This window comes from Rhodococcus sp. AG1013 (genome assembly GCF_003350365.1).
In the GTDB taxonomy this organism is placed as follows: Bacteria; Actinomycetota; Actinomycetes; order Mycobacteriales; family Mycobacteriaceae; genus Prescottella.
In genome coordinates this window covers 407,679-432,521 of sequence record NZ_QQAT01000002.1, presented here as the reverse complement: position 1 = coordinate 432,521, position 24,843 = coordinate 407,679, and the positions used below count along the sequence as shown (strand labels likewise).

Here is a 24,843-nt window from a genome sequence, read left to right as displayed (position 1 = left end):
GGTGAGAATTGTGACATACGACACCGTGCCCATAAATGTGGCAACTCCCGACCAGGCCCATTTGCCGGCCACCCATGACCAGGCCCGTCAGACAGTCACCCGATGGACGATCAGCGGTGTCGGAATCGCTCGGATCCTCTACGGCATCCTCCCCCTGGCACTCCTGGCCAACGGATTCGCGGCAGGTACCGGTATCGCGACCGCAGTACTCGCGACCATAGGGGTCGGGTTCGTCATCCAAGGCATCGCCATGACAGCGCTGGCGAGGGCGCTCACCGACATCGACGCCGCCGTGATCATCTCGGTCGTGCTCGATGCACTCGTCGCCGTCGTCGCGATCGTGCTCATGGTCGCCGGATGGAACCAACTCACCGCTGCTGCAGGACTGGTAGTGCTCGGCGCGATGGCAGTGGCCACCATTTCCGCTGTCATCGTCACTATGACGTCCACCCCGTTCTGACGCGGGATCACCAGGCTCCGAGCGTCCTATGCCCTCCGATGGAGCGGAGGACCGGCGGCGCATCGAGGTAGTCGACACCAGCCGTCCGTTTCCGGCCAGTGTGATTACTGTCACCTGCACGATGCCGCCCGGATGACGTTCGTGGCGTCGCCGGGATCGACGCTGGAAGCACCGTGGCTGCAGTTTGCGATGATGGGTCGCTGGAGGAACCGACTCGACGCGGCGGAACCGGGTCAGGCTCGCCCGTTCGGCCACCCGACTCCGCCGGAACCCTCGTCCACGCGTACGTCGTCAGCGGCAGGATGCGAGTCGGCCAGGTTAACGAGCTCACCGATCTCCACCCCGGCGATGTAGTGACGATCGGCCCGATGGAGCAGGATCTGGGGACGAGGGGGCCCTAGAGTCGGAAGGCGGTTCGACATGGCAGGTACTCCCCGGGAAGCCGGCCGAACCACAGCATCGCGCGTGCTCGCAATCCTGGAGGTATTCGGGGAGGATCCTGGCCCACACGCGTTGAGCACCATCGCGGCCGCGACGAGCATGCCGCTGACGACGGTTCATCGCCTGGTCGGCGAACTCGAGCAGTGGGGCGCACTGCTGCGCGGACCCGACGGCCGCTACCAGATCGGCATCCGGCTGTGGGAAATCGGTCAGAACGCCGGGCTCCGGCTCCGCGACATCGTCCATCCGCCGCTCCAGGACCTCTTCGATCTCACCCACGAGACCGTTCACTTCGTGGTGCGCCGCGGTACCGAAGTGATCTACGTCGATCGCATCTACGGAAGCAGACGCGTCCCCCGACTGGCGCGCGTCGGCAGCCGACTCCCCCTGCACCCGACCGCTGTCGGCAAGGTGCTCCTGGCATACCAGGACCCGTGGTTCAGGGAGACGTACCTGGCCCACACTCTCGAGCGTCGCTCGAGATTCACGATCACCGAACCGGCGCGGCTCGCGCGCGAACTCGACACCATCCGTGAACAGGGCTACGCGAGGACCCAGGAGGAGATGGCCCTCGGGTCCTGTTCGGTGGCGATACCGGTCCGCGCGCCGAACGACGAAGTCGTCGCAGCGATCGGAATCGTGCTCCCGAGCAGCCGATCGGCCGACATTGCGCGCTTCCTTCCCCCACTCCGCGGCACCGGCGCGCGGCTGGAGAAGGTCTTCAAGGCTTTGCCGCAGCCCGTTGAACAGGCAATACGAACCTTCTGGCTCGGTTGATTCCGTTCATCGGAAGATCCTGCTTGGCTGCGTCGCGGGCGGAAGCAAGAGTGGTCCACGTCATAAGGAGGACGACATGGAGACCGCCACCACACGGCACCGAGGCGACGCTGACGACACCGGCCTCCTCGGCAGGGACATCCGGGCTCTCGTTCCGGCGACCGGTGACGTTCCGCACCTGATCGACATGGACCCGCCTCAGGATCGCATCTGGCGGCGCGCTGCTCCGTACCTACGGGTACGGGACAACGACGCCCACACCCTGTATGCCTTCGGCATCGCCCGCGCGCTACTCGACCAGGTACCGGGGGCGCGGCCCGAGATCGTGCTGCCGGCGATCCTGCTCCACGACGTCGGCTGGTCGACGGTCCCGGAGGAACTGGTGCTGGAGGCGATCGCGCCACGGCCGCGGCACCCGGAACTGGTCCGCGTCCACGAGATCGAGGGCGCCGCGATCGCGCGGTCGATCCTCGGCGACCTCGGCACACCCGACACCGACATCGACGAGATCGCCGCAATCATCGACGGTCACGACAGCCGCCGCGAGGCCACAAGCCCCAGCGACGCGGTCGTCAAGGATGCCGACAAGCTCTGGCGGATCACACCGCACGGACTGGCCACCGTCGGCCGATGGTTCGGGCTCGCCCAGTCCGAGACGCTCCGACTCGTGGGGTCCCGAACCCACGCCCACCTGTGCACCGAACCGGCCCGAGTGATGGCTCGCGCGTTCGCCGCGATCGCGTCGACCGACGTGTCACCGCAGCTTCGCGAACTGTCTTCCGCCGCAACGAATACCTCAGACACCGCGCTCTACGAGCACCCGACACCCCGATTCCAGGAGTGAACATGTCCGCGCCGACACAGAAGACGACCGACACCGTCTCCACGGGTGGTTGCCCCGTCGCCCACCATGGCTACGAACCGTTCGACATGAACGATCCGTTCTCGGCCTACGCCCGACTCCGCTCGGCGGAACCCGTCATGTTCGACGAGCGGATCGACTGCTGGGTGGTCACCCGCTACGAGGACATCAAGGCCGTCTTCGACAACTGGGAGGTCTTCAGCAGCGAGAACGCCCAGGCACCGGTGCGTGAACGGGGGCCGCAGGCCAAGCAGATCATGAACGACGGCGGGTTCACCGCCTACTCCGGACTGTCCGCCCGGAGGCCGCCGGAGCACACCCGCATCCGCAAGGCGACCTCGAAGGCGTTCACTCCACGCCGCTACAAGGCACTCGAGCCGTTCGTCCGCGCGAATGTCGATCAGCAACTGCGGGCCCTGCTCGCGCACGAGGACCGCCGCGGTGACCTGCTGCGCGACCTCGCCTACGACGTGCCGACCGTGACGATCCTGACACTGATCGGCGCCGACACGAGCCAGGTCGACCAGTACAAGCGCTGGTCCGACTCCCGCGCCGCGATGACGTGGGGCAATCTGAGCGACGAGCAGCAGATTCCGCACGCGCACAACCTGGTCGAGTATTGGCAGGAGTGCCGGCGACTGGTCGCCCACGCCCACGAGCACGGTGGGGACAACCTCGTCGCCGACCTGGTGCGCGCCCAGCAAGAGGGCACCGAGATCACCGACCACGAGATCGCGTCGGTCTGCTACAGCCTGCTGTTCGCCGGGCACGAGACGACCACGACACTGATCTCCAATACGCTGCGACTGCTCCTGGCCCACAGGGAGCAGTGGGCGGCGCTGCGGGAGGATCCGAAGAAGATCCCGAAGGCCGTCGAGGAGGTGCTGCGCTTCTCCCCCTCGATCGTCGCGTGGCGCCGAAAGGCACTCGAGGACACGATGATCGGCGAAACGGCCATTCCCGCCGGGGCGAACGTCCTGCTCGTGATGGGCTCCGCCAACAGGGACGAGTCGTACTTCGCCGATCCCGAGACGTTCGACATCACTCGGGACAATGCGCGCGAGCACCTCGCCTTCGGCTTCGGCCTGCACTACTGCCTGGGCAACATGCTCGCCAAGCTCCAGACCCGCGTCGTCGTCGAGGAGGTACTGAAAACAGCGCCGTTCCTCGAACTCGTAGATCCCGACGCGATCACGTTCGGCGAGAACCTGTCGTTCCGGGCCCCGACGTCGGTACCGGTACGGTGGGACGCACTCGGCGAGAGCGGGGCCGACACCGACGGCACCACCGAGACCGCGTCGGCACGGTACATCCAGTTCTTCGACAGCCCGCGGGAACCGCAGCACGATCAGTTGGGCGGCAAGTGCGCGTCGCTGGTGTCGCTGACGGCGGCCGGCATGCCGGTGCCACCCGGCTTCGCACTCACCACGACGCTGTACGACGATTTCATCGCGACGGCCGGAATCGCCGACGAGATCCGTGAGCTGCTCGCCGGCCTCGATCCCGAGGACGTCACCCGCGTGGATGATATCTCCATCCGGATCAGGGACGCGATCACCTCGCGCCCGGTCCCGGAGCCGCTGCGGCGCTTGACGATCGACGCATACGAGCGCCTGCAGTCACGATTCGAGCACCCCGTGCCGGTGGCTGTGCGGTCGTCGGCGACCGCGGAGGATCTGCCCGACGCCAGCTTCGCCGGCCAGCAGGACACCTACCTGTGGCTCAACGGGGTCGACGAGGTACTCGAGCACATCCGGCACTGCTGGGCATCGCTCTACACCAGTCGCGCGATCACGTACCGGCTGAAGAACAACATCCCCGACGCTGGACTCTCGATGGCCGTGGCGGTCCAGAAGATGGTCAGTGCCAGGGTCGCCGGCGTCGCGATGACGATGGACCCCACCAACGGGGACCGCTCGAAGATCACCGTCGACGCGTCGTACGGTGTCGGCGAGATGGTGGTCTCCGGTCAGGTCACCCCGGACAACATCGTGCTCGACAAGGTGATGCTGACCGTGGTGTCCGAGACGATCGGCGACAAACACGCCGAACTGGTTCCCGATCCCGTCTCCCACCGCCTCGTCGAGCGTGAGGTCGACGCCGACCGCCGCGCCTGCCGGAGCCTGAGCGACGAGGAACTGAAGGCCGTCGCCGCGATCGCCAAACGCGCCGAGAAGCACTACGGATGCCCGCAGGACATCGAGTGGGCACTCGACGCCGACCTCCCGGACGGCGAGAACCTCCTGCTGCTGCAGTCCCGCCCCGAAACCGTGTGGTCTGCAAAACCCGCTCAGGACAAGGCAACCGAGACCACCAAGCCTGCTCGACGGAGCTTCGACATGAGCTCGATCAGCCGAGCAATGACCAAGCCGCGCTCCGCCTGATCCGACCGCGCACTCCGCGTACAGATCCAGCACCCGCCCCGCACCGCTTTCCTTCCAGAGGAACTCCCATGACGATGAAGTCCTTTCCGAGCCCCTTCGACCTCGAGACGCCCGCGGGCGCCGAGGGGTGGGAGGAGCTCTACCCGTACAACATGGTCTTCCAGCCGAACCGCAAGGAAGTCGACGACGCCAAGTTCTGGTTCTGCGACAGCCAGCACTGGCCCACGGTCTTCAAGCCCTTCGAGACCATCGGCGGTGAATTCGCCGTCAAGTGCCTGGGCCAGTACAACACCCGGCACCTGCTCATCCCGAACTCCAACGGCATCGAGTTCAAGATGCACCTCGGCTACCTGTACATGTCGCCGATCCCCGCTCCCGAGGAGGAGTTCGACACCCGCGCACCGCAGTTCGAGGAGCGCGCGGCGTACTACTACCAGAACTGGGAGCCACTGCTCGAGCAGTGGCACAAGAAGGTCCGCCAGACGATCGACGAGATGAACGCGCTGTCGTTCGCGAAGCTGCCCGACATGGTGTCGATCGAGGACATCCGCTCGGGGAAGGCCATGGACGGCACCGAGGTTCTGCTCGAGAACTACGACCGGCTGATCCAGCTCTGCTACCAGAACTGGCAGTACCACTTCGAGTTCCTCAACCTCGGGTACATCGCGTACCTCGACTTCTTCGGCTTCTGTAAGGAGGTGTTCCCGAACATCCCCGACCAGTCGATCGCGACGATGGTCCAGGGCGTCGACATGGAGCTGTTCCGGCCCGACGACGAACTCAAGGGCCTCGCGAAGCTGGCCGTCGAGCTCGGGCTGACCGGGCTGTTCGACAACACGGACGACCCGGACGGCACCCTGGCCCGGATCGCGGCGGCGGAGAACGGCGCCCGGTGGATCACCCAGTACGAAGGCGCCCAGGATCCGTGGTTCAACTTCACCGTCGGCAACGGCTTCTACGGCCACGACAAGTACTGGATCGAGCACCAGGAACTGCCGCTCGGCTACATCGCCGACTACATCCGGCGCCTCGGCGAGGGGCAAGACATCATGCGCCCGGTCGCCGAACTGGCCGCCGAGCGCGACCGGATCGCCGAGGAGTACCGCGACCTGCTCGACGACGACACGCGAGAGTCGTTCGACGCCAAGCTCGGACTGGCCCGCACCGCCTACCCGTACGTCGAGAACCACAACTTCTACATCGAGCACTGGACGATGGGCGTCTTCTGGCGCAAGGTCCGCGAGCTCTCCCGCATGCTGCATGAGGAAGGGTTCTGGCCCGAGCAGGACGACCTGCTCTACCTCAAGCGCGGCGAGGTGCGCGAAGCCCTGTTCGACCTCGCCACCGCATGGGCCGTCGGCGCCGAGCCGACCGGACCGCACTACTGGCCCGCCGAGATCGAACGCCGTCGAGGCATCGTCGACGCGCTGAAGTCCCGCCGCCCCGAGCCGGCGCTCAACACGCCCCCGGAGTTCATCACCGAGCCGTTCACGAGCATGCTCTACGGCATCACCACCGAGCAGGTCCAGCAGTGGCTCAACGACGACGACCAGTCCGGCGACAATCTCCGTGGCATGGCCGCGTCGCCGGGTGTCGTGGAAGGCATCGCCCGCGTGATCACCAGTTCAGACGAACTGGCTCTCGTCCAGGACGGCGAGATTCTCGTCGCCCCGGTCACCGCTCCGTCCTGGGGCCCGATCTTCGGGAAGATCAAGGCGACGGTGACCGACATCGGCGGCATGATGAGCCACGCCGCGATCGTGTGCCGCGAGTACGGTCTGCCGGCCGTGACCGGCACCGGGTCCGCGTCGACGCAGATCAAGACCGGGCAACGCCTGCACGTCGACGGCACCAAGGGTGTCGTCACGATCGTGGGCGAGTGACATGCGAACCGTTCTGATCACCGGTGGCGCAGGAGGACTCGGCCGCGCATTCGCGGAAGGATTCGCCGACCGCGGCTACCGGGTGGCCGTCGCCGACATCGACGCCGAGGGCGCCGAGGAGACGGCGAGACAGCTCCGCGAGCGCGGGGCCGAGGCGCTGTCGACGGCGGTGGACGTGACCTCGGTGGAATCCACCGACGCGATGGCGACCGCGGTCGCCGAGTTCGGGGGCGGCCACATCGACGTCCTCGTCAACAACGCCGCGATCTACGCCGGCGTGACCCGGTCAGCTTTCGAGGAGATCGACCCGGGCGAATGGGATCGCGTCATGGCGGTGAACCTGAAGGGGCCATGGATGTGTGCGCGGGCCTGCAGCCCGCACCTGGCAGAGGGCGGATCTGTCGTGAACCTCTCCTCCGCAACGATTCTCAGCGGATCGGCGAATTGGATGCACTACGTCGCATCGAAGGGTGGCGTGGTCGCTCTGACCCGGGTCATGGCCAAGGAGTTGGGTTCGCGGTCGATCACCGTCAACGCGATCGCTCCCGGCTTCACCCTCACCGAGGCCAGTTACGGCCTGATGGAACAGGCCGAGACCTACGGTGTCGACCGCGGCGCGATCAAGCGGGCCAGTCAGCCCGACGACATCGTCGGAGCCGCACTGTTCCTGGCCGGTCCGGACAGCAAGTACATCACCGGCCAGACACTCGTCGTCGACGGCGGCCGACAGTTCATCTAGGAGGCGCAGCAATGCCCACAGTCACCTACACCGATCACGACGGCAACTCCCGCGTCGTCGAAGGCAGTGTCGGCGATTCCGTCATGGAGGTCGCGATGCGCAACGGCGTCGCCGGCATCATCGCCGAGTGCGGAGGCTCGCTGTCCTGCGCGACGTGCCATGTCTTCGTCCGGCCGGACCAGTTCGAAGACCTGTCGGCGATGGACGACATGGAAGACGAGATGCTCTACGGCACGGCGGTGGACCGCCAGGACAACTCCCGCCTGTCCTGCCAGGTCAAACTCACGGACGGCATGAATCTGCACGTGCGCACCCCGGAAACGCAGGTGTGACAATGGTTTCCGACGACTCCGCCGCCGGCAGCGGGCTACTCGTCATCGGGTCGAGCCAGGCCGGCGTCCAGCTGGCCGGCTCGCTCCGCGCCCTCGGGTACGCCCCGCCGATCACCCTGCTGGGCGACGAAAACCACCGCCCCTACCAGCGGCCGGCACTGTCCAAGGAGTTCCTGCAGGGTCTGGTTTCCGCCGAATCGCTGATCTTCCGCAGCGCGGAATACTGGGACGAGCACCGCATTTCGCTGGTCAAGGGTGAGCGCATCACCAGCGTCGAGCGCGGGCCCGACGGGTCGGGCGTCGCCGTCGCGGCGTCCGGCACGAGGTTCCCCTTCGATCGTCTGGCGCTGACCGTCGGTGCCCGCGCGCGAACGATCGACGTACCGGGCCACCACCTGGACGGGGTGCTGTACCTGCGCAATGCCGACGACGCCCTCGAGTTGCGCCGGCGCATGCCGGACGCCACCGACATCGTTGTCGTCGGCGGCGGGTTCATCGGGATCGAGGCGGCCGCGAGCGCCCTGAAGATGGGCAAGAGCGCTACGGTGCTCGAGGCCGGGCCGCGCCTGGTCGGCCGGGCCGTCGGGCCGGAGACGTCGGAGTATCTCCTCGAGGCACACCGCACACGCGGAATGCGAATCGAGTTGGACGCCAAGGTTTCCCGGATCGTGGAAGCGGACGGCGCGGTGACGGGCGTCGAGTTGACCGACGGACGCGTCCTGCCCGCGCAGATCGTGCTCGTCGGCATCGGCGTCGTGCCCAATGTCGAACTGGCGCAGTCGATGGGACTCGTCTGCAACGACGGCGTCCGCGTCGACGAGTACGCGCTGGCCTCCGACGGCACCACGGTCGCCGTGGGTGACTGCGCAAACATGCCCAACCCCGTGCCCGGCGCCGACCCGGGCGACCGGATCCGGGTCGAGAGCGTCAACAACGCCATCGAACACGCCAAGATCGCCGCCTACTCGCTCACCGGGCGCCGCACCGAATACACCAGCATTCCGTGGTTCTGGTCGAACCAGGGCGATCTGAAGCTGCAGATCGCGGGCCTGTCGACCGGATACGACACCACGGTCGTGCGCAGGGACGAGGCGAAAGGCAAGTACACGGTTCTGTACTACCGCGGCGGACGCCTCATCGCGGCCGACTGCGTCAACAACCCGCTCGACTTCATGGCCGTGCGGGGCGCCCTAGCGAAGGGTGCCCACATCCCCGCCGATCTCGCGGCCGACCCTGCGACGGCCCTCAAGACGATCACCGCCGAGAGCGCGGACGCGCTCCCGGCTCCGACTCCATCCGAATCGAGGTAGTGCGCAATGCGTACCCCTACCGCCCTTCCCGTCGACACCTCGCCGATCGTCGTGGCTCCCGACGCCGACACCGACTTGGATCCGATCTGGAAGTCGGTGGTTCCCGAGTCCCGGGCCCGCGGCAACGACATCCACCTGCCCACGTCGTTCGCATACGCCGAGCGCCTGTGCGACTGCTACCCCGAGGCAGACTCGCTCATCGTCCGCGTCTCGATCCTGCTGCACGACACCGGATGGGGGCGTGTCGACGAATCACGGATCATCTCCGAAGGTTTCAGCGGCGACTGGCGCAAGGCCGCGATCCGGTACGAACACGAACGTCAGGGCTGCATCATCGCTCGCGAGGTACTGCCGCCGCTCGGCTACGACGACGAGTTCGTCGAGCGCGTCTGCGAGATCATCGACGGCCACGACACACGGCCCGACGCCAAATCCCTCGAGGACGAACTCGTGCGCGACGCCGACCGTCTGTGGCGCTTCGCTCCCGTCGGTATCGCACTTGCCTCGTCCTGGTTCGGGATGACGCCCTCGGTGTACTGCGACCGACTCGAGAGCGAGATCCTGCCCGAACTGAAAACCGAAGCCGGATACCGGATCGCCGTGGCAGACCTCGATCGGTCCCGCGCGCTGTTGAAGACGGACGTGCTGCGATGACACGGGCCGTGCCGAGCAGGGACCGGGTCGAGCTTCCCTACACACACGTCGACGATCTCTTCGTCGACGGCACCTGGGTCACGTCCACGAGCAACGCGCGCATCGACGTCGTCGACCCGGCCACCGAGGAGGTGTGGGGTTCGGTACCGAACGCCTCCACTCGCGACGTCGATGCCGCGGTCGGCGCCGCCGACCGTGCCTTCCGCGGACCGGGCTGGTCGGATCTGCGTCCGTCCGACCGCGCGGAGTACCTGCTGCGGATCGCGGACGAGATCGACAAGCGGGCCGAACCGATGTCGTGGACGAACACCCGAGAGAACGGCAGCCCTGTCGCCGAGACCTCGGGTAGTGCGGCGAATGCCGCCGGGATCTTCCGCTACTTCGCATCACTGGCGTCGTATCTCGAGCGCGACGACGAGCGCCCCTACCCGAACGGGCTCGGCACGACCACCGTCTTTCGCGACCCGGTCGGCGTGTGTGTCCTCATCGCGCCCTGGAACTTCCCGATCAACCTCGTCGTCGCCAAGCTGGCGCCCGCACTCATCGCCGGCTGCACCGTCGTGATCAAACCTGCCGAAACCACCCCTCTGTCGATCCGGTTCGTCATCGAGGCGGTCGCGGCCGCCGGCGTCCCACCCGGCATCGTGAACCTGGTGACCGGAACGGGCGCCGTCGGGGACCACCTCGTGCGCCATCCTCTGGTCCGTAAGGTTGCATTCACCGGGTCCACCCCGGTCGGCAGGAAGATCGCGGCGGCGTGCGGTGAACTACTGCGGCCGGTCACACTCGAACTGGGCGGCAAATCATCGGCGATCGTGCTCGAGGATGCCGATCTGGACGCCTTCGCCCAGGCGTTGATCCGGTCCTGCATGCGCAACACGGGCCAGACCTGCTACATCTCGACCAGAATCCTCGCGCCTGCGGCGCGGTACGACGAGGTCGTCGACACCGTCACGCGCACCGTCGCCGCGGCCAAGCAGGGGGACCCCTTCGACGGCGACACCGTCTTCGGACCATCGGCGACCGAGGCGCAGTACGGGAAGGTCCTCGGGTACATCGAGGGCGCTCGTGCCGAGGGCGCCCGCCTCACCACCGGCGGTGGCCGCGCTGACACGGACCGCGGGTACTTCGTGCAGCCCACCGTCTTCGCCGATGTCACTGCGGAGATGACCATCGCCCGCGAGGAGATCTTCGGACCGGTCGTCACTGTCATGCGGTACGAGACCGTCGACGACGCCGTCGCGATCGCTAACGACACCGCGTTCGGTCTCGGCGGAATCATCTTCTCCACCAACGAGGATCGTGCCATCGAGGTGGCACGCCGGATCGACACCGGATCGGTAGGCATCAACTTCTTCGCCTCGAACCACAGTGCGCCGTTCGGAGGACGTGGAGACTCCGGCCTGGGAGTCGAGTTCGGAATCGAGGGTCTGAACGCCTACCTCACACCGCAGTCCGTCCACCACCGGCAGTAGTGCGCGACTAGTAGTGCGCGACCCCACGGGCCCGTCCACGTCCTGTCCCGTTTCCGGACCGAACGGATAGGCTGCCGTCGCTGGTCGGAACGCACGAAACATCTGGGGGCGAAGAGTCGATGACGAGATCCAGGGCGCTGCGGTTGATCGCGGGTGCGGTCGGGGTGGCGGGACTCGTCGCGGGCGTGGCGGCACTGGCCGCATTCCGCTCGGGTGCCTCCAACAACATCGTGATCGTGCTGGCATCGTTGGCGCCGCTTCTGCTGTTGGCCACCGTGGTCGGCGCGATCGTCTCGGCCGTCGCACGACAGTGGCTGCTGCTCGCCGCGGCCGTGGTCGTCGTCGGGCTCGGCGGCTGGGCGTACGGCCCGTTGTACGTCGCGGGTGCGTCCGGAGAACCGGTAGTGGACGAGAACGGACCGTCGATTCGCGTGATGCAGTCCAACATCATGGTGGGTTCCGCCGATCCGGAGGCCCTGGTGCGGATGGTGCGGGAACGTGACATCGATGTGCTCACGATCCAGGAGTTGACCGACCCGTCCGTCGAGGCCCTGCGGAAAGCCGGGCTCGAGGACCTTCTGCCCCATCAGGTTCTGGCCCCGCACACCACCGGCGGCGGTGGTGGCGGCATCTACAGCCGACTGCCGTTGTCGAACGGCCGCCAGGTGGAGGGAATGGCACTGACCAATCTGGTGGCCGAGGTCGATGCCGGACTCGGCCGGCCGGTAATCCTGTACGACGTGCATCCGGTGCCCGCGTACATCGCGCCGGCAGCACATTGGACGGAAGATTTCGATCGGTTGCGCGCCGATATGGATTCGTCGGCCGCGCACGACAACGTCATCGTCAGTGGCGACTTCAATGCCACTTACTCGCACAGCAAGTTCCGCGATCTGCGCCACGGCGGGTACGTCGATGCGGCCGACCAACTGGGCGCCGGGATCCTGCCGACGTACCCCACCGACAAGCGCTACCCCGCCGTCGTCGGGATCGACCACATCCTCACGAAGGGCGCCACGGCAACGTCGTTCGAGCGCATCGACGTTGCCGGATCCGACCACCACGGGCTGGTCGCGGACGTGCGGCTCACGACCGGATCCTGAGCCGGAACGAGTTGCATCAGAACGGCGGCGGTTCGTCGGTCTCGTGCGTGCCGTCGGCCGTTTGGCGGTGTCTGCGTCGCGGGAGGTGCGGGACGAGCGTGTTGTCGAGGTCGGTCATCGCGACCCCGCCGGGAAGAGTGACCGTGGTGGTGCCGTAACTGCTCGACCACACGAGGATGCCGCCCGCCAACATGGTGGCGGTGATGCGGTCCATCGTCTTGAGGTTGTGGTGGAACTGGCACAGGCACTGCAGGTTCGACGGAATGGTCCAACCACCCGCGATCGGGTTGCGGTGTGTGAAGGCGACGATGTGGTCGAGTTGGCAGCGGGCCGCGGGCACCGAGCAGCCCGGGAACCGGCAGTGCCCGTCGCGGGTGCGGACCATGCTCGTGGTCGATGCGTCCGGCCGGTACGTGAGGGCGCCGTGCGGTGGCTGCGCTTGTCCGCCGTGCCCGTCCGGGAATCGCCCGCGCCGCAACGTCGCGTCGGTGTCGAGCCTGTTCAGAACGTCCGCAATCGTGGTGCCCTCTCCGACCGGTGGCGGTCCCGGCAGTGGTGGTGGCCGATCCCACCACGACGACGGGATCGGCGATTCCGGCAACCGTCCCCCTCGGTGTCGGCGGCCCCGGGCGCGGAACACCTGCAGGCCCTGACGTCGCTGTGGCGCGGATTCGGTTGCGTTGCCTTGGCCGCCCGGCGCCGCCGAAATGGTGTCCGCATCCGGACCTGGACCCGTATCAGTCTCGGTGGGCTTCGTCGACGGTGTGAGCCCCAGTTCTGTTGCGAGATCGCGCATCTCCGTGAGCATCGCCCGCCACGTCCCGTCCTCGGCCAACAGCCGGGCGAGGTGCGGATCGATCGGACCGTGCCCGTCCAGGTATGCGGGCGAGGCCGTCAAGCCCAGCAGGGTCGCCACATCGACGGTGATCTGCACCAACGGCTTGCGCCGCGACGGCATCGACGCGACACCAACCTTCGGGCACCGCTCGCTTCCGCACGTGCAGGACAGGGCGGATTCGCCGTGCAGCGACGCCATCAACGCATCCACCAGCAGCGCCTGCCGGCCACGCCGATCCTTGCCGCACACCGTGCCGGCCATCTCGCACACCAACTGCCAGGCCGCCTGCCCCTGATCCGCGGGAAGCACCGCCGAGAACTCCGACAACGGACCCAGGCGCCGGACCCCCACCCGACACTCCGCCTCCGCGAGTTCCCGATCCGACGCCGCCTCGCCGGGGCTGGCCCGCAGGATCAACGCCCGGATCTCCCGCCCCAACGCCGCCGGCGCCAACCTGCGGGCCGACGCCACGATCTCCGCCTCCAACAACGAGAACGTCTCCGGCAGTAGCCCGGCCGTCTCACGATGAATCCGCCACGCCCGGGCGTAGTCCAGATCTCCGGCGAGGAACGCCGCCCGCGTCAACGGCAGCCGCAACCGCAGGTCCACCCCCAGATCGCAGAAATGCGACGCCATCGTGTGTGAACACCCCAACCTCGTCGACACCTCCGCGACCGCCTCGTTGCCACAATCCCGAATATCGCCGCCCCGCAACGCCACATCCCGCTCGAGCGCCGACAGCATCAACTCGCCCGCCAGCAGAACCTTCCGCGCCGCATGCGCATTCTCGATCCGCGCCAACTCCGACAACACCACGAACCGCGCCGCGTCCCCCGCGACACCACCGTCCGTCGGTATCTCGCCGACCCCACCCCCGGTATCGAACATACTTTCGACACTACAGGTGGCCACCGACAACTTCCCACTCACTCGACCACGTCAACCCGCGCAGGATCCGCATAGTCGCAGGTCATCAACGTCGCCGGAACCGGACCGTTCCAACCGCAGGGGCGGCCACATGTGCCGACGACCAGCGACTCCGTAGTGCCATCGTCGAACTGCACAGTGATCGTGGAGGCACGCGCGGGATAACCGCAGACAGGGCATTTGCCGAAGTAGTTCAGGATCTCTTCCACGGCCGACGAGGCGATTCGTCGATATCGCCTGTGCCGGTCCGGTGTCGACGCAAAGCCCATGACTCACCCCTCCCGTCAACCACACACGCTACTTCCGAGCACCCGCGAAGTCAGCGAACTCCACCGGCAGCCCGCCACTTCGTGGCATCGTCGAAGCTGTGAGGATCCTCGGACCCGTTGCCGCCACGGTTGTCCCGTGGTTGCGGTGGCGGGCCTCGTCCATCTTCACGAGCGCCCGCCGAGTCCGCCCGGCGACGCGGAGATCGCGGCGGGAGTCGATTGCCTGGATCCGGGCATGTTCCCCGGCCGTTTCCCACCGCCGACGGCGCAGACCTTCACACCTCCATCGACGGGATCGGTGCCCGACAACGTCATTCCCGTTGCCGTCGTGTCCTGTGAACCGACCTTCGGCAGGTCGCGCCTCGATGCGAACGGGAACCCTGTGGGCACCGAGGTGACGGTCGACGAGGTTCGGCACGCCGGCGATCTCACCGTGCTCCTGTCCGCGCTGTCCGAGGATTCGGACCCGCAGGGCTGGTGGATCGAGGCGTGGTTCGGCAAGACCCGCGACTACACCGGCGGCGCGCACTGCACCCCAGGGATCCCATGCTCCATGCTCTGGCTCGTCGATGCCGACGGTCGCGCGATCCGGCCCGCGATACCGAAGACCCGTTCCGGAGGACCCAAGCCCGATGCGCGCGAGGCGATCGCCCGACTCACCGTGGTCGATCGCACCAGCCATGGCCTCTTCGTGCCGAGGTCCGACTCGTAGGCCCTCAGGCGACGCCGTCGCGGTGGGCGGCCGTATCGAGATGTGCGCGGATGGCGGCGGCGACCAGCTGCGGATTCTCGAGCGCAGGTATGTGGCCGACTCCGGGGAGGGCGACCTCCTGGACATGGTCGGGCAGCTCGTCGACGAAGCGTTGGATGAACTTCTCCCGCAGGAAGAACGAATCGAATTCGGAGATGATCAACGAGGTCGGCGCCCTCACCGCGTCCAGACCCGTCAGTGGGCCGTCACGCAGGAATGCGAGCAGGATCGGCAGGTAGACCGAACAGCGGGAGACGGCACGGATCACGTCGGTGGCGTCTGCCGGGTCGACGACCGACATGTCGTGGCTGCAATTGCGGATGATCGGCCGCTGGAACAGCGGTTGTGACGCGGCGCGATCGCCGAGCACCCGGGCGAGCGCCGCGAGCGGGAACTGGGCGACGAACCCGATCCCCATCCGGAACTCCGTCGCCGAGAAGCGCTTCCAACCTCCACCAGGATTGATCGCGGCGAGCGATGCGGCCCGGCCCCGCCGCTCCAGCTCGAATCCCACCTGGCCGCCGAGCGAGTTCCCGACGACGTGGCATGTGTCCCAGCCGATCACGTCGAGCTCGCGTTCGATCCCGTCGGCAATACCGGAGATGCCGAGATCCCGCCATCGCAGCCGCGGACCGCCCCAGTGACCGGGCATCGTCAGCGCCAGGACGTCGTAGTCCGAAGCAAGTTCGTCGACCACGCGATGCCACACGTGGTGTGACAGCGTGAATCCGTGCAGCAGCAAAACACGTTCGCCGGCCCCCGCCCGTCGCGCGGATGTCACCATGACGCCCCCTCCCCTGAAGCACTACGTCATGAGTAACACCGCGCGACAGCGATGTCCAGGGTCGCTGAGAGAGGTCGGCGAGAGTCGCTACTTCGCGGTGGTCACCGCGAAGCCCGCAACCCACTCCGGGATCGGCCGGTAGTACCGCGACTGCAACTCGTACGCACCCGACGCCGCGAGTGCCGCGTAGGCCGCGATCCACGTGCGCACCTCGTGCGACGACCCGCCACCGTTCGCCTCGAAGAACTCGTTGGTCCAGCCGTCGAACTGCGCGATGTCACCGGCGGCGACGATGTCGAGAACGTCGTTGTCCCACTCCGGATTCAACGGCTTACGCGTGGAAGTTCCTGCCGCCAGATCGATTCCGGACTGCACGACCCGCTGCTCACCGCGGGCACGTTGCTCGGGGGTGGGCGGGTTGCCGAGGATCAGCGCCTCCGCGACCCGCGGCGGCGCACCGGCGAGGATCGGCACCGGCGGATCGTGCGACAGTCCGCCCGACGCCAGGAACAGCACGCGCTTGTCGAGCAGCGACGCGGCCTCACCGAGCGCCTTGCCGAACTGCCGGATCCGGCGCACCGGGCCGAGAGGGGCCGCGACGCCGTTGATGAACACCGGCACGACCGGCACCGACCGGATGCCGCCGAACAGCATCTCGAGCGGCTGCACGAATCCGTGGTCCACGACCATGCGTGCCGAGATCGTGAGGTCGATGTCACGCTCGAGGACACCCTCGGCGATCGCGTCGGCCGCATCGGTGTCGACCAGGATCTCGCCTTCCGCGGAACCGAAGTCGCCCACCGCGATTGCGCCGGTGCCGATAGCGAACGGTGGCATCTTCTCGTAGAAGAAGCCGTTGTAGTGGTCGGGCGCGAACAGCACGACGACCTCGGGAGCGAACTCCTCGATGAACGCTCGCGCCCCGGCAACGGCGTGGTCGACCTCGTCGAGCACCTCCTGAGCCGGATCGTTCAGCCCGATCAGGGGTGAATGGGACAGCGCAACCAGTGCGACTGGCATGTAGGGCTCCTTCAGCCTGAATCAGATTCCGGGAGAGGTTCTTTCCTGGAAGTTGTGGCGTCGCTACGACGCGAGTGCGATCTGGGACGCGCACAGCGCGCGCGACGCGGCCAGACTCACCCGACGCAGGGCGGGCTCCACGCTCGCCGGCGAGAAGCTCGCAACCGGACCCGACACCGAGAACGCTGCGACAGGGCGTGCACCCGAGCCGTTGACGACTCCCCCGATGCACACCAGGCCCTCGCGGGTCTCCTCACGGTCGAACGCGACACCGGACCGCCGGACCTGCGACAACTCGACACGCAACTGTCCGATGTCGGTCACCGTCCGAGCGGTGCGGGCCGCGAGATCCGAGCCCAGCAGATCCTCGGCGTCCTGACCGGAGTATGCGAGCAGCGCCTTGCCCACCGCAGTGCAGTGCGCCGGCGCCTTCCCGCCGACCCGCGACGGTGACGCGACGTGACGGTGGCCGTAGAGCTTGTTGATGTAGAGGATGTCGGGACCGTGCAGGACCGCGAGATGCACCGTCTGCCGGGTCGCCTCGTACAGGTCCGCCAGGTAGGGAGTCAGGACGTCGCGGATCACGGAGTGCTGCGGCGCGTATACCCGGCCACCGAGGTTGTGGAGCTCGGCGCCGAGCCGGTAGTCGCTGCCGACCCGCTCGACGGCGTGGTTGCGCTCGAGCATCCCGAGGATGCGGAACGCGGTGGACTTGCTGAGCCCGGATCGGCGCGCGAGTTCGCTGACACCGACGCCGGAGTACGCCTCCTGCCCGAAGCTGGTGAGCAGGCTCATCGCCTTGTCCACGGCGGCACGGCCGTCCCGCGTCGACCCCGAATGCGACAGATCGGTCAACTCCTGCACACCCATCGATCCCTACCCAATCACTACGCAAAGAGGACATTCCCGGCGCGACGGCCCGTGGCGGCGCCTTCGCGATCGAGTGTGCCCACCTGCCGTTTCGATGTCAAGATGGACGATAGTGATATTAAAAGTGACACACGGTCGAGCGGGGATTCAATCGTGTGGAACATTGAGCGCATTGCGTCATCGACGAAAGGAGGCCCTGTTGGACAGCAACGGCCTGATCGCACGCAACGTGCAGCGGTTCCGTAACGAACGACAGATGAGCATGGGCGACCTCGCCAAGCGGGCGAACCTGTCCAAGCAGACGCTCTCGAAGATCGAGCAGGGTGTCGGCAATCCCACAGTCGAGACGATCGACGCCATCGCCGAGGCGCTCGACGTTCCGCTGCGGCGCCTGGTGACCGAGTGGGGGACGCGGGTGTTCGTCGTCCGCTCCGGCGAGGGTTCGTGGAACGACCGGTCCGATATCGGTTCGACGAAGGTGCTCGATCAGATCTACGGCTCCGGCTACGTGCGCACGAGCCTGACCAGACTGCGGCAGGCGCCGGGCGGCGACGTCGAGAGCATGGTGCGCCCGGCCGACTCCGCCGGGACCCTGATCCACGCCTACGTCGTCTCCGGAAAGGTGCGAGTCGGCCCGACGAACGAACTGACGAACCTCACCACCGGGGACTTCGTCCAGTTCCCCAGCGACGCGCCCTGGATCCTCGCCGCACTGAGCAGCGAGGCGACCGTGCACGTCGTGACGACGATGCCGCAGGTCCCACAGTTCGGACCGCTCTCCGACGAGAGCCGTCACTGAGCGACACGGGGCCGCAAAGGGGGCGAACAGGAGTCTGTGGCACGAACCGTCCCCTACAGTGGGCGCCGTGTGTGAACAGCAGATGAACGGTTGGAATCGGCGGTCCTTCCTCGGAGCGGCCGGCATCGGAGCGCTCGGAGTCGCCGGACTGCCTCTCATCGGCAGCCGGTCGTGGAATCCGCTCGCAGCACAGGCCTCCGCGGCCCCGCTGCCCGCGTCGATCGCAGGCACCACTCTCGAATCCGTCGCCGTTCCTCTGGGCAGCAGCGGATACCGCCGTCTCACCGCCGGTCCGGGCTGGCCGCTGGTGGTCCGCACCGATCTGGCCGAGCCCAAGTCCGGTCGCGAGGACCGTCGCTCCGCCCTCGCGTCCATGGTTCAGCTCACCGACGTGCACGTGCTCGACGCCCAGTCACCCGTTCGGTTCGAGTACGTCCACCCCTTCCAGGGTGCCGCGTTCCGGCCGCAGGAGACCATGACCGCGCAGGGCCTCGTCTCCCTCATCGACCGGGTCAACTCGCTGCGCCAGGGTCCGCACACACAGCGCGACTTCGACGCCGTGATCACCACGGGCGACAACACCGACAACAAGGAGCACGTCGAACTCGACTGGTTCCTCAAGGCACTCAACGGTGGCACGATCGTTCCGAACACCGGCGATCCGACCCGCTACGAGGGCGTGCAGAACTCGGGCGCGGACCTGTACTGGAATCCCGAGTCGTCGATCCAGGACATCTACAAGAAGACCGGATTCCCGGAGGTCCCCGGCCTGCTGTCGGCGGCACTGCAGCCGGTCACCAGCCCCGGCCTGAACACCAAGTGGTACAGCGTTTTCGGCAACCACGACGACTCCGTCGAGGGCACCCTCCCGAGCGGCATCCCGTTCCTCGAGCAGATGTACACGGGAGACAAGAAGTTCGAGGTCCCGGACTCCTCCGACCAGGCCGCGCGCATCTCGAGCGCCCTGAGCTCCGATCCGACCGCCGTCCTGAACCTGCTGTCGGCGATCACCACCCCGCCGCGCATCGTCACCCCCGACGCGCGGCGCCACCCCTTCACGCCGCGCGAGTTCATCGCCGCCCACCTCGACCCGGCGAACGCCGGCCCCGGCCCGGTCGGCCACGGCTTCGCGGCCGACGCCGACGAAACCGGAATCGGTTACTACACCTTCGAGATCGCGCCCGGCGTGATCGGCATCAGCATGGACTCGACCAACCGCGCGGGCTTCGTCGACGGCTCGCTCGGCGAGGCGCAGTTCGAGTGGATCGAGCAGACGCTGCTCGCGGGCAGCAGCAAGTACTACGACACCAACGGCGCGCTCGTCACGCAGAGCCGCAGCGATACCTACTTCGTGCTGTTCAGCCACCACACGAGCACCACGATGGCGAACACCCTGCCCGACCCGGAGCGCCCGCTCGAGCCCCGGTACAAGGGCGCCCAGCTGGTGGATATGCTGCACCGCTTCCCGAATGTCCTCGCCTGGGTCAACGGCCACACCCACGAGAACCGCATCACCGCACAGGTGGGCCAGACTCCGGCACAGGGATTCTGGGAGATCAACACGGCATCGCACATCGACTTCCCGCAGCAGGGACGCATCATCGAGGTGGTCGACAACGAGGACGGCACGGTGTCGCTGCTGACCACGCTGATCGAGGCCGACAGCCCGTACCAGGTCGACTACGACGACTTCTCTCCGGCGGGCCTGGCGTCGCTGTACCGCGAGTTCTCGTTCAACGACATCCACGCCGACCCGAAACTGCTGGGCGGCTCCCCGGACCACAATGTGGAACTGGTCCTGGCCACACTCCGCTAGTCGTCGGCGCGGGCGTCCTTCGGGGCGTCCGCGCCGCCGTCGGTCTCCCGCCGGGCCTTGCTCCACCGCACGGCCTCGGTCAGCAGTCGTACCCCGACCGCAAGCATGACGAGGTTCCCGACGATCTGCGCCGTGACCACCGCACGGGCAGTCTGGTCGACCGCCGCGATGTCGCCGAAGCCCACCGTCGCGAAGACCGTGAGCGTGAAGTACAGCGCATCGATCCTGGTCAGCGGCTCCGTGAACGACTCCGGATTCATCTGGGACAGGAGGAAGCTCGCCACCGCCGAGCCCAGCAAGTACACCGGCAGCGTCACCATCAGGGCCTCGGCCGACCGTATGGCGGGCACCGGGGAGCGCAAGATCTGCCGAACCTGCCAGATACACAACGCCACAACGAACAGCAGGCCGCCGACGAGGATCGCGACCATGCCCGCGTTCGACAGGTGATCCATCGGCAGCGCGAAGTACGCGATGACCAGAACGACAACCGTGCCGAGCGGACGAAGCAGAGCCCGACGCAGCAATCGACGGCGCTCGTGCTTGTCGAGCTCCTGCAGTCGGGCCGGGTCGGTCATAGGCTCTCGCTTCTGCATCCGTCACACCGTACTACCGCGAATGTCGGCACCGACCTGCGACGACACACCTGACCGAGCAGAGCGGACCGATCTTCGGTAACGTTCGGATAACGACGTCGACGTCTGGAAGGGAAGTAGTCCAGCTTTCCGGTGCGAGCGAGTCGAGAACGCGAACAGATCCGAACACCGAAAGTGGGAGGTGGACAAGTGCGAAGTTCACTCGGTATCTCTGCCGGAGCGGCCGGCGTGTGCACTGCACTCGTCGCCACCGACGACACCGGCATGCAGTCCATGGAGTACCGGACGCTGTCCTCGGACCTCGGCACCCACACCGACCTCGGCGACCTCAGCCTCTCCGCGATCGGCCTGATGACCGTCCAGGTTCCCGACCACAAGATCGAGCCGGACGCGATCGCGGTGGCGTACCGCACCGAGGGCCACGCCGCAGCCGTTCGGTCCGCGGCCAAGCGCCAACGTCGGGCCATCCGCTTGATTCCCGAGACGGCCGCCACATTGGCCTATCTCCGTAGCACCGGGCTGGTCGCGCAGTACGGGAGCATCGCGGTCGTCGATCTCGGCGCATCGGGACTCACCGTCACGGTCGTCGACCAGGCCAGCGGCTCGATCTTGTGCCGTGACCGCACCACGACCGTCAGCGGCGACGGTGCAGCCGATGAACCGGACGCCGACATCGCCTCGCGCGTCGTCGAGTTCGTGACCGGCACCTGCGCTCGCAGCTTCCGCACCCCCGAGGCCGCGGTCCTCGTCGGCGGCGGCGGAAACATCACCGACGTGGGGGCGGCACTGGACGCCGGCTTCGACGGCGTCACGATCGTCGTGCCCGAACCGGAGGCCGCGACCGCCAAAGGCGCCGCGCTGCTGGCCGGATCGAACGCCAGACAGGATTTCCCGGTGGTCGCCGGGTCGGGTGGAGGACGTGGGACGGGTGCTATCGTCGGCGCACTCGTCGTCGGTGGCCTGATGCTCGGCTACGGCGTCAAGGAAGTGATCCCGCAGAGCGAGGAGAACTACGCACCCACCGGCAGCCAGGTCATCGAGACACCCACGGGCGAACCCGATGTCCCCACTGTCGATCCGGACGACACCGACATCCCGTCGGGCGATCCGACCCCGACCTCGACCGTTCAGGCGCCCGCCTCGCAGGTGCCACTGCCGACCACCGACGACTACAGCGGTCCGGCCTGGACGACGCAGTACACGACCACCGTCGAACCGCCCCCACCCACGACGACTCCCCCGACGCCCACCACCACCGAGGCGCCGACCACGACGACACCGCCACCGAGCACCACGCAGAGTCGGCCGTGGATTCCGCCGATGTGGCCCGAACTGCCCACGTGGCTCCCGGGTCTCGTACCGGGGGTTCCGACTCCGGACGGCGACCCTCCGAGCCTCTCGGCCGATCCGACCACGCCCACCACCGAGCCGCCCACCACCGGTCCGCCTACCTCCGAGCCGCCGGCTTCCGAGACCCCCACCTCCGAGCCGCCCGCCCCGGGGACCGAGCCGGCCGGGCCGCAGCCAGAGGTCAGTCCCGAATCTGGCTCACCGACACCGGAAGTCCCGGATTCGTTGCCGAGGTGAGCGCCGACGGCTGTGTGCCTCCCGCGATGAGGTGCGCGCCGAGGGCCGCGATCATCACGCCGTTGTCGGTGCACAGCCGCGGACTGGGCACCCGCAGCGTCAATCCCGCCGCAGCACACCGCTCCTCCGCGAGCGACCGGATCCGCGAGTTCGCGGTGGCGCCGCCGCCGAGAACGAGGGTGTCGACGCCGACGTCCTGCGCCGCGCGAACCGCCTTCATCGTCAGCACGTCCGCCACGGACTCCTGGAATCCGGCCGCGACATCGGCGACCGGAATCGGTTCGCCCGCACGCTCCTTGGCCTCCACGAACCGCGCCACCGCAGTCTTGAGCCCGGAGAACGAGAAGTCGTGCCGGGCATCCCGGGGACCGGTCATGCCGCGCGGGAACACGACGGCATCCCGGTCGCCCTGCTGCGCCAGGCGATCGAGCGCCGGGCCGCCCGGAAATCCGAGATCCAGCAGGCGCGCGACCTTGTCGAACGCCTCACCGGCCGCATCGTCGACCGTGGTGCCGAGTTCCACGATCGGCTTGCGGCCCAGTTCCTCCACGTGCAGCAGGTGCGTGTGCCCACCCGAGACGAGCAGCGCGACGCACGGCGGCATCGGGCCGTGCTCGATCGTGTCCACCGCGACATGCCCGCCGAGATGGTTGATCGCGTAGAACGGCACGTCCCACGCGGCCGCGTACGCCTTGGCCGCCGCGACACCGACCAGCAGGGCGCCGGCGAGACCGGGGCCGATTGTCACGGCGATCGCGTCCGGCTTGTCGATGCCCGCGGCCGCGAGGGCGCGACGCATCGTGGGAACCATCGCCTCGAGGTGCGCGCGCGAGGCCACCTCGGGCACCACACCGCCGTAGCGGGCGTGCTGGTCGACGCTCGACGCCACCTCGTCGGCGAGCAGCTCGCAGCGCCCGTCATCGTGCCAGCGGACGATCCCGACCCCGGTCTCGTCGCACGAACTCTCGATACCCATCACGATCATGGCCGTCACTCCTTGCCCTGCCGCTCGGCGGCCTCCGCGTCGATCCGCGCCGGGCGGTGCATCGTGTACGCGTCCGCGCCGCTCGGCTGGTAGTAGCGCTTTCTGGTGCCGACGATCTCGAAGCCCTCACGCTTGTACAGCGCGATCGCCGGCTCGTTGTCGGTGCGGACCTCGAGGAACACCGGCCCACCCCACTTGTCCGCCACGCGCAGCAGTTCGGCCAGCAGCGCTCCGCCGATGCCGCCGCGCTGCGCCGACGGATCCACCCCGATGGTGTGTACCTCGGCCTCGGGCGTCACGCTGTTGCCGAGCAGTGCCACCCCGGCGTAGCCGATCAGTGTGTCGGCGTCGTCGCGCGCCGTGAAGTAGTGATTGTGCCCGCCCGCGAGTTCCGACCGGAACGCCTGCGCGCTCCACGGGTCGTCACCGGGGAACAGCACCTGCTCGAGCTCGGCGCACCTGTCGGTGTCGGTGTCGGCCATCGGAACGATGCGGATGCTCATTTCCTGCGGTCCGCCAACTCCACCGCGTCCGGGCGCCGCAAGTACAACGGCACCAGCGGTTCCGGCTCCACGCCCACCCGCAGTGCCTGCGCCGCGACCTTCACCAGACCGGCCGGTGAGGGGGTCTCGACCGGCTCGACCGGCAGGTCGAACATGTCCACGTGCGAGGCCGAGCCCGCGATCACCTGCGACGGCGACGGATCGAGATCGGACGGCTTGACGACATCGGGCCCCTCGACCCGCGCCCCGCCGGAGTAGCGCGCCCAGTACACCTCGCGGCGACGAGCATCGGTGACCACCAACAGGTCCCGCTCTCCGGAGACATCGGCGGCGATCGCGTCCAGGCTGCACACCCCGTGTACCGGGATGCCCAGCGCATCGCCGAACGCGGCGGCGGTCGCCATACCGACGCGCAGACCCGTGAACGGACCGGGCCCCACGCCGACGACGACCGCGTCCAGATCGGCGGGGCTGTGGCCCGATTGGGCCAGGCAGTCCAGAATCTGCGGGGTCAGGACCTCCGCATGCGCTCGGGCGTCGACGGTGACTCGGACGGCCAGCGTCCGAGGAACGCCCGGGTCCGAATCAGGGTCGAAGCTCACGACGCCCGCGGTGACCACGGGAGTGGAGGTGTCGATGGCAAGGACAAGCACGGTAGACCAGGCTACTCGGCTCCGT

Annotated in this window: 24 protein-coding genes and 1 pseudogene; 16 read left to right on the top strand and 9 right to left on the bottom strand. The window is 67.6% G+C overall.

Annotated elements, in window-relative coordinates:
* Positions 1 to 37: 37 nt before the first annotated feature.
* The 12 genes and pseudogenes from DEU38_RS04595 to DEU38_RS04530 all read left to right on the top strand — a co-directional run bounded on the left by DEU38_RS04595 (position 38) and on the right by DEU38_RS04530 (position 12,420).
* On the top strand, positions 38 to 460 hold the full coding sequence (locus DEU38_RS04595; RefSeq protein WP_114718910.1) for a hypothetical protein: 423 nt from the start codon (positions 38 to 40) through the stop codon (positions 458 to 460).
* 465 nt (positions 461 to 925) lie between these two features.
* Complete coding sequence (locus tag DEU38_RS04580) at positions 926 to 1,678, top strand: IclR family transcriptional regulator (protein ID WP_254622615.1); 753 nt, start codon at positions 926 to 928, stop codon at positions 1,676 to 1,678.
* Positions 1,679 to 1,754: 76 nt separating this feature from the next.
* Positions 1,755 to 2,522: an HD domain-containing protein gene (locus DEU38_RS04575; protein ID WP_114718908.1), complete on the top strand. Its 768-nt coding sequence runs from the start codon at positions 1,755 to 1,757 to the stop codon at positions 2,520 to 2,522.
* A 2-nt stretch (positions 2,523 to 2,524) separates the two neighbouring features.
* Positions 2,525 to 3,793 (top strand): annotated as a pseudogene (locus DEU38_RS04570) (cytochrome P450); the annotation flags it as partial.
* A gap of 57 nt (positions 3,794 to 3,850) precedes the next feature.
* Positions 3,851 to 4,924, top strand: coding sequence for a PEP/pyruvate-binding domain-containing protein (locus tag DEU38_RS28825; protein WP_114719001.1), 1,074 nt, complete (start codon positions 3,851 to 3,853; stop codon positions 4,922 to 4,924).
* Positions 4,925 to 4,992: 68 nt separating this feature from the next.
* Positions 4,993 to 6,807 (top strand): PEP-utilizing enzyme, encoded by a 1,815-nt coding sequence (locus DEU38_RS04560; protein WP_114718907.1) that lies wholly within the window; start codon positions 4,993 to 4,995, stop codon positions 6,805 to 6,807.
* Between the two features lies 1 nt (position 6,808).
* A complete protein-coding gene (locus tag DEU38_RS04555; RefSeq protein WP_114718906.1) occupies positions 6,809 to 7,546 on the top strand; it encodes an SDR family NAD(P)-dependent oxidoreductase in 738 nt (245 codons plus the stop codon).
* A gap of 11 nt (positions 7,547 to 7,557) precedes the next feature.
* Complete coding sequence (locus DEU38_RS04550; protein ID WP_114718905.1) at positions 7,558 to 7,878, top strand: 2Fe-2S iron-sulfur cluster-binding protein; 321 nt, start codon at positions 7,558 to 7,560, stop codon at positions 7,876 to 7,878.
* Positions 7,879 to 7,880: 2 nt separating this feature from the next.
* Entirely contained in the window at positions 7,881 to 9,188 is a 1,308-nt protein-coding gene (locus DEU38_RS04545) for an NAD(P)/FAD-dependent oxidoreductase (protein WP_114718904.1), read from the top strand.
* A gap of 6 nt (positions 9,189 to 9,194) precedes the next feature.
* A complete protein-coding gene (locus DEU38_RS04540; RefSeq protein WP_114718903.1) occupies positions 9,195 to 9,842 on the top strand; it encodes an HD domain-containing protein in 648 nt (215 codons plus the stop codon).
* Complete coding sequence (locus DEU38_RS04535; protein WP_114718902.1) at positions 9,839 to 11,317, top strand: aldehyde dehydrogenase; 1,479 nt, start codon at positions 9,839 to 9,841, stop codon at positions 11,315 to 11,317. Before DEU38_RS04540 ends, DEU38_RS04535 begins: the two co-directional genes overlap by 4 nt.
* Before the next feature lie 119 nt (positions 11,318 to 11,436).
* Complete coding sequence (locus tag DEU38_RS04530; protein WP_114718901.1) at positions 11,437 to 12,420, top strand: endonuclease/exonuclease/phosphatase family protein; 984 nt, start codon at positions 11,437 to 11,439, stop codon at positions 12,418 to 12,420.
* 16 nt (positions 12,421 to 12,436) lie between these two features.
* Here the strand turns inward: DEU38_RS04530 and DEU38_RS04525 are convergent, their stop codons facing one another.
* Both DEU38_RS04525 and DEU38_RS04520 read right to left on the bottom strand, forming a co-directional pair.
* Positions 12,437 to 14,146: an HNH endonuclease signature motif containing protein gene (locus DEU38_RS04525; RefSeq protein WP_114718900.1), complete on the bottom strand. Its 1,710-nt coding sequence runs from the start codon at positions 14,144 to 14,146 to the stop codon at positions 12,437 to 12,439.
* A gap of 38 nt (positions 14,147 to 14,184) precedes the next feature.
* Entirely contained in the window at positions 14,185 to 14,454 is a 270-nt protein-coding gene (locus tag DEU38_RS04520; RefSeq protein ID WP_147283452.1) for a hypothetical protein, read from the bottom strand.
* A 136-nt stretch (positions 14,455 to 14,590) separates the two neighbouring features.
* Here DEU38_RS04520 and DEU38_RS04515 point away from each other — a divergent pair, with 136 nt between their 5' ends.
* A complete protein-coding gene (locus DEU38_RS04515; protein WP_114718898.1) occupies positions 14,591 to 15,166 on the top strand; it encodes a hypothetical protein in 576 nt (191 codons plus the stop codon).
* Between the two features lie 4 nt (positions 15,167 to 15,170).
* Here the strand turns inward: DEU38_RS04515 and DEU38_RS04510 are convergent, their stop codons facing one another.
* From DEU38_RS04510 to DEU38_RS04500, 3 genes are all read right to left on the bottom strand, one after another.
* Positions 15,171 to 15,989, bottom strand: a complete 819-nt coding sequence (locus DEU38_RS04510) for an alpha/beta fold hydrolase (RefSeq protein WP_114718897.1) — start codon at positions 15,987 to 15,989, stop codon at positions 15,171 to 15,173.
* An 87-nt stretch (positions 15,990 to 16,076) separates the two neighbouring features.
* Positions 16,077 to 17,009, bottom strand: coding sequence for a 3-carboxyethylcatechol 2,3-dioxygenase (locus DEU38_RS04505; RefSeq protein WP_114718896.1), 933 nt, complete (start codon positions 17,007 to 17,009; stop codon positions 16,077 to 16,079).
* 63 nt (positions 17,010 to 17,072) lie between these two features.
* Positions 17,073 to 17,879 (bottom strand): IclR family transcriptional regulator, encoded by an 807-nt coding sequence (locus DEU38_RS04500; RefSeq protein WP_114718895.1) that lies wholly within the window; start codon positions 17,877 to 17,879, stop codon positions 17,073 to 17,075.
* A gap of 199 nt (positions 17,880 to 18,078) precedes the next feature.
* On the opposite strand from DEU38_RS04500, the gene DEU38_RS04495 reads away from it, so the two are divergent.
* Positions 18,079 to 18,678: an XRE family transcriptional regulator gene (locus DEU38_RS04495; protein WP_114718894.1), complete on the top strand. Its 600-nt coding sequence runs from the start codon at positions 18,079 to 18,081 to the stop codon at positions 18,676 to 18,678.
* Positions 18,679 to 18,760: 82 nt separating this feature from the next.
* On the top strand, positions 18,761 to 20,494 hold the full coding sequence (locus DEU38_RS04490; RefSeq protein WP_114719000.1) for a TIGR03767 family metallophosphoesterase: 1,734 nt from the start codon (positions 18,761 to 18,763) through the stop codon (positions 20,492 to 20,494).
* Here the strand turns inward: DEU38_RS04490 and DEU38_RS04485 are convergent.
* Positions 20,491 to 21,072, bottom strand: coding sequence for a potassium channel family protein (locus tag DEU38_RS04485; protein ID WP_114718893.1), 582 nt, complete (start codon positions 21,070 to 21,072; stop codon positions 20,491 to 20,493). The genes DEU38_RS04490 and DEU38_RS04485 overlap by 4 nt on opposite strands.
* Positions 21,073 to 21,279: 207 nt before the next feature.
* Here DEU38_RS04485 and DEU38_RS04480 point away from each other — a divergent pair, with 207 nt between their 5' ends.
* On the top strand, positions 21,280 to 22,677 hold the full coding sequence (locus DEU38_RS04480) for an exopolyphosphatase (RefSeq protein WP_114718892.1): 1,398 nt from the start codon (positions 21,280 to 21,282) through the stop codon (positions 22,675 to 22,677).
* Here DEU38_RS04480 and tsaD read toward each other — a convergent pair.
* From tsaD to tsaB, 3 genes are read right to left on the bottom strand one after another with little or no spacing between them, the layout of a single operon-like run.
* Positions 22,622 to 23,662, bottom strand: a complete 1,041-nt coding sequence (gene tsaD / locus DEU38_RS04475) for a tRNA (adenosine(37)-N6)-threonylcarbamoyltransferase complex transferase subunit TsaD (protein ID WP_114718999.1) — start codon at positions 23,660 to 23,662, stop codon at positions 22,622 to 22,624. The genes DEU38_RS04480 and tsaD overlap by 56 nt on opposite strands.
* A 5-nt stretch (positions 23,663 to 23,667) precedes the next feature.
* Positions 23,668 to 24,165, bottom strand: coding sequence for a ribosomal protein S18-alanine N-acetyltransferase (gene rimI, locus DEU38_RS04470; protein ID WP_114718891.1), 498 nt, complete (start codon positions 24,163 to 24,165; stop codon positions 23,668 to 23,670).
* Positions 24,162 to 24,818 carry a tRNA (adenosine(37)-N6)-threonylcarbamoyltransferase complex dimerization subunit type 1 TsaB gene (gene tsaB / locus DEU38_RS04465; RefSeq protein WP_114718890.1) on the bottom strand — a complete coding sequence of 219 codons (657 nt, stop codon included), beginning with the start codon at positions 24,816 to 24,818 and terminating at the stop codon, positions 24,162 to 24,164. The genes rimI and tsaB overlap by 4 nt, the downstream gene beginning before the upstream one ends.
* Between the last annotated feature and the right edge of the window lie 25 nt (positions 24,819 to 24,843).

Excerpts from the sequence above, each read along its gene's own strand:
- DEU38_RS04575 (WP_114718908.1), top strand. The coding sequence starts at position 1,755 with ATGGAGACCGCCACCACACGGCACCGAGGCGACGCTGACGACACCGGC.
- DEU38_RS04560 (WP_114718907.1), top strand. The coding sequence starts at position 4,993 with ATGACGATGAAGTCCTTTCCGAGCCCCTTCGACCTCGAGACGCCCGCG.
- DEU38_RS04555 (WP_114718906.1), top strand. The coding sequence starts at position 6,809 with ATGCGAACCGTTCTGATCACCGGTGGCGCAGGAGGACTCGGCCGCGCA.
- DEU38_RS04550 (WP_114718905.1), top strand. The coding sequence starts at position 7,558 with ATGCCCACAGTCACCTACACCGATCACGACGGCAACTCCCGCGTCGTC.
- DEU38_RS04545 (WP_114718904.1), top strand. The coding sequence starts at position 7,881 with ATGGTTTCCGACGACTCCGCCGCCGGCAGCGGGCTACTCGTCATCGGG.
- DEU38_RS04540 (WP_114718903.1), top strand. The coding sequence starts at position 9,195 with ATGCGTACCCCTACCGCCCTTCCCGTCGACACCTCGCCGATCGTCGTG.
- DEU38_RS04535 (WP_114718902.1), top strand. The coding sequence starts at position 9,839 with ATGACACGGGCCGTGCCGAGCAGGGACCGGGTCGAGCTTCCCTACACA.
- DEU38_RS04530 (WP_114718901.1), top strand. The coding sequence starts at position 11,437 with ATGACGAGATCCAGGGCGCTGCGGTTGATCGCGGGTGCGGTCGGGGTG.
- DEU38_RS04525 (WP_114718900.1), bottom strand. The coding sequence starts at position 14,146 with ATGTTCGATACCGGGGGTGGGGTCGGCGAGATACCGACGGACGGTGGT.
- DEU38_RS04520 (WP_147283452.1), bottom strand. The coding sequence starts at position 14,454 with ATGGGCTTTGCGTCGACACCGGACCGGCACAGGCGATATCGACGAATC.
- DEU38_RS04510 (WP_114718897.1), bottom strand. The coding sequence starts at position 15,989 with ATGGTGACATCCGCGCGACGGGCGGGGGCCGGCGAACGTGTTTTGCTG.
- DEU38_RS04505 (WP_114718896.1), bottom strand. The coding sequence starts at position 17,009 with ATGCCAGTCGCACTGGTTGCGCTGTCCCATTCACCCCTGATCGGGCTG.
- DEU38_RS04500 (WP_114718895.1), bottom strand. The coding sequence starts at position 17,879 with ATGGGTGTGCAGGAGTTGACCGATCTGTCGCATTCGGGGTCGACGCGG.
- DEU38_RS04490 (WP_114719000.1), top strand. The coding sequence starts at position 18,761 with ATGAACGGTTGGAATCGGCGGTCCTTCCTCGGAGCGGCCGGCATCGGA.
- DEU38_RS04485 (WP_114718893.1), bottom strand. The coding sequence starts at position 21,072 with ATGACCGACCCGGCCCGACTGCAGGAGCTCGACAAGCACGAGCGCCGT.
- tsaD (WP_114718999.1), bottom strand. The coding sequence starts at position 23,662 with ATGATCGTGATGGGTATCGAGAGTTCGTGCGACGAGACCGGGGTCGGG.
- rimI (WP_114718891.1), bottom strand. The coding sequence starts at position 24,165 with ATGAGCATCCGCATCGTTCCGATGGCCGACACCGACACCGACAGGTGC.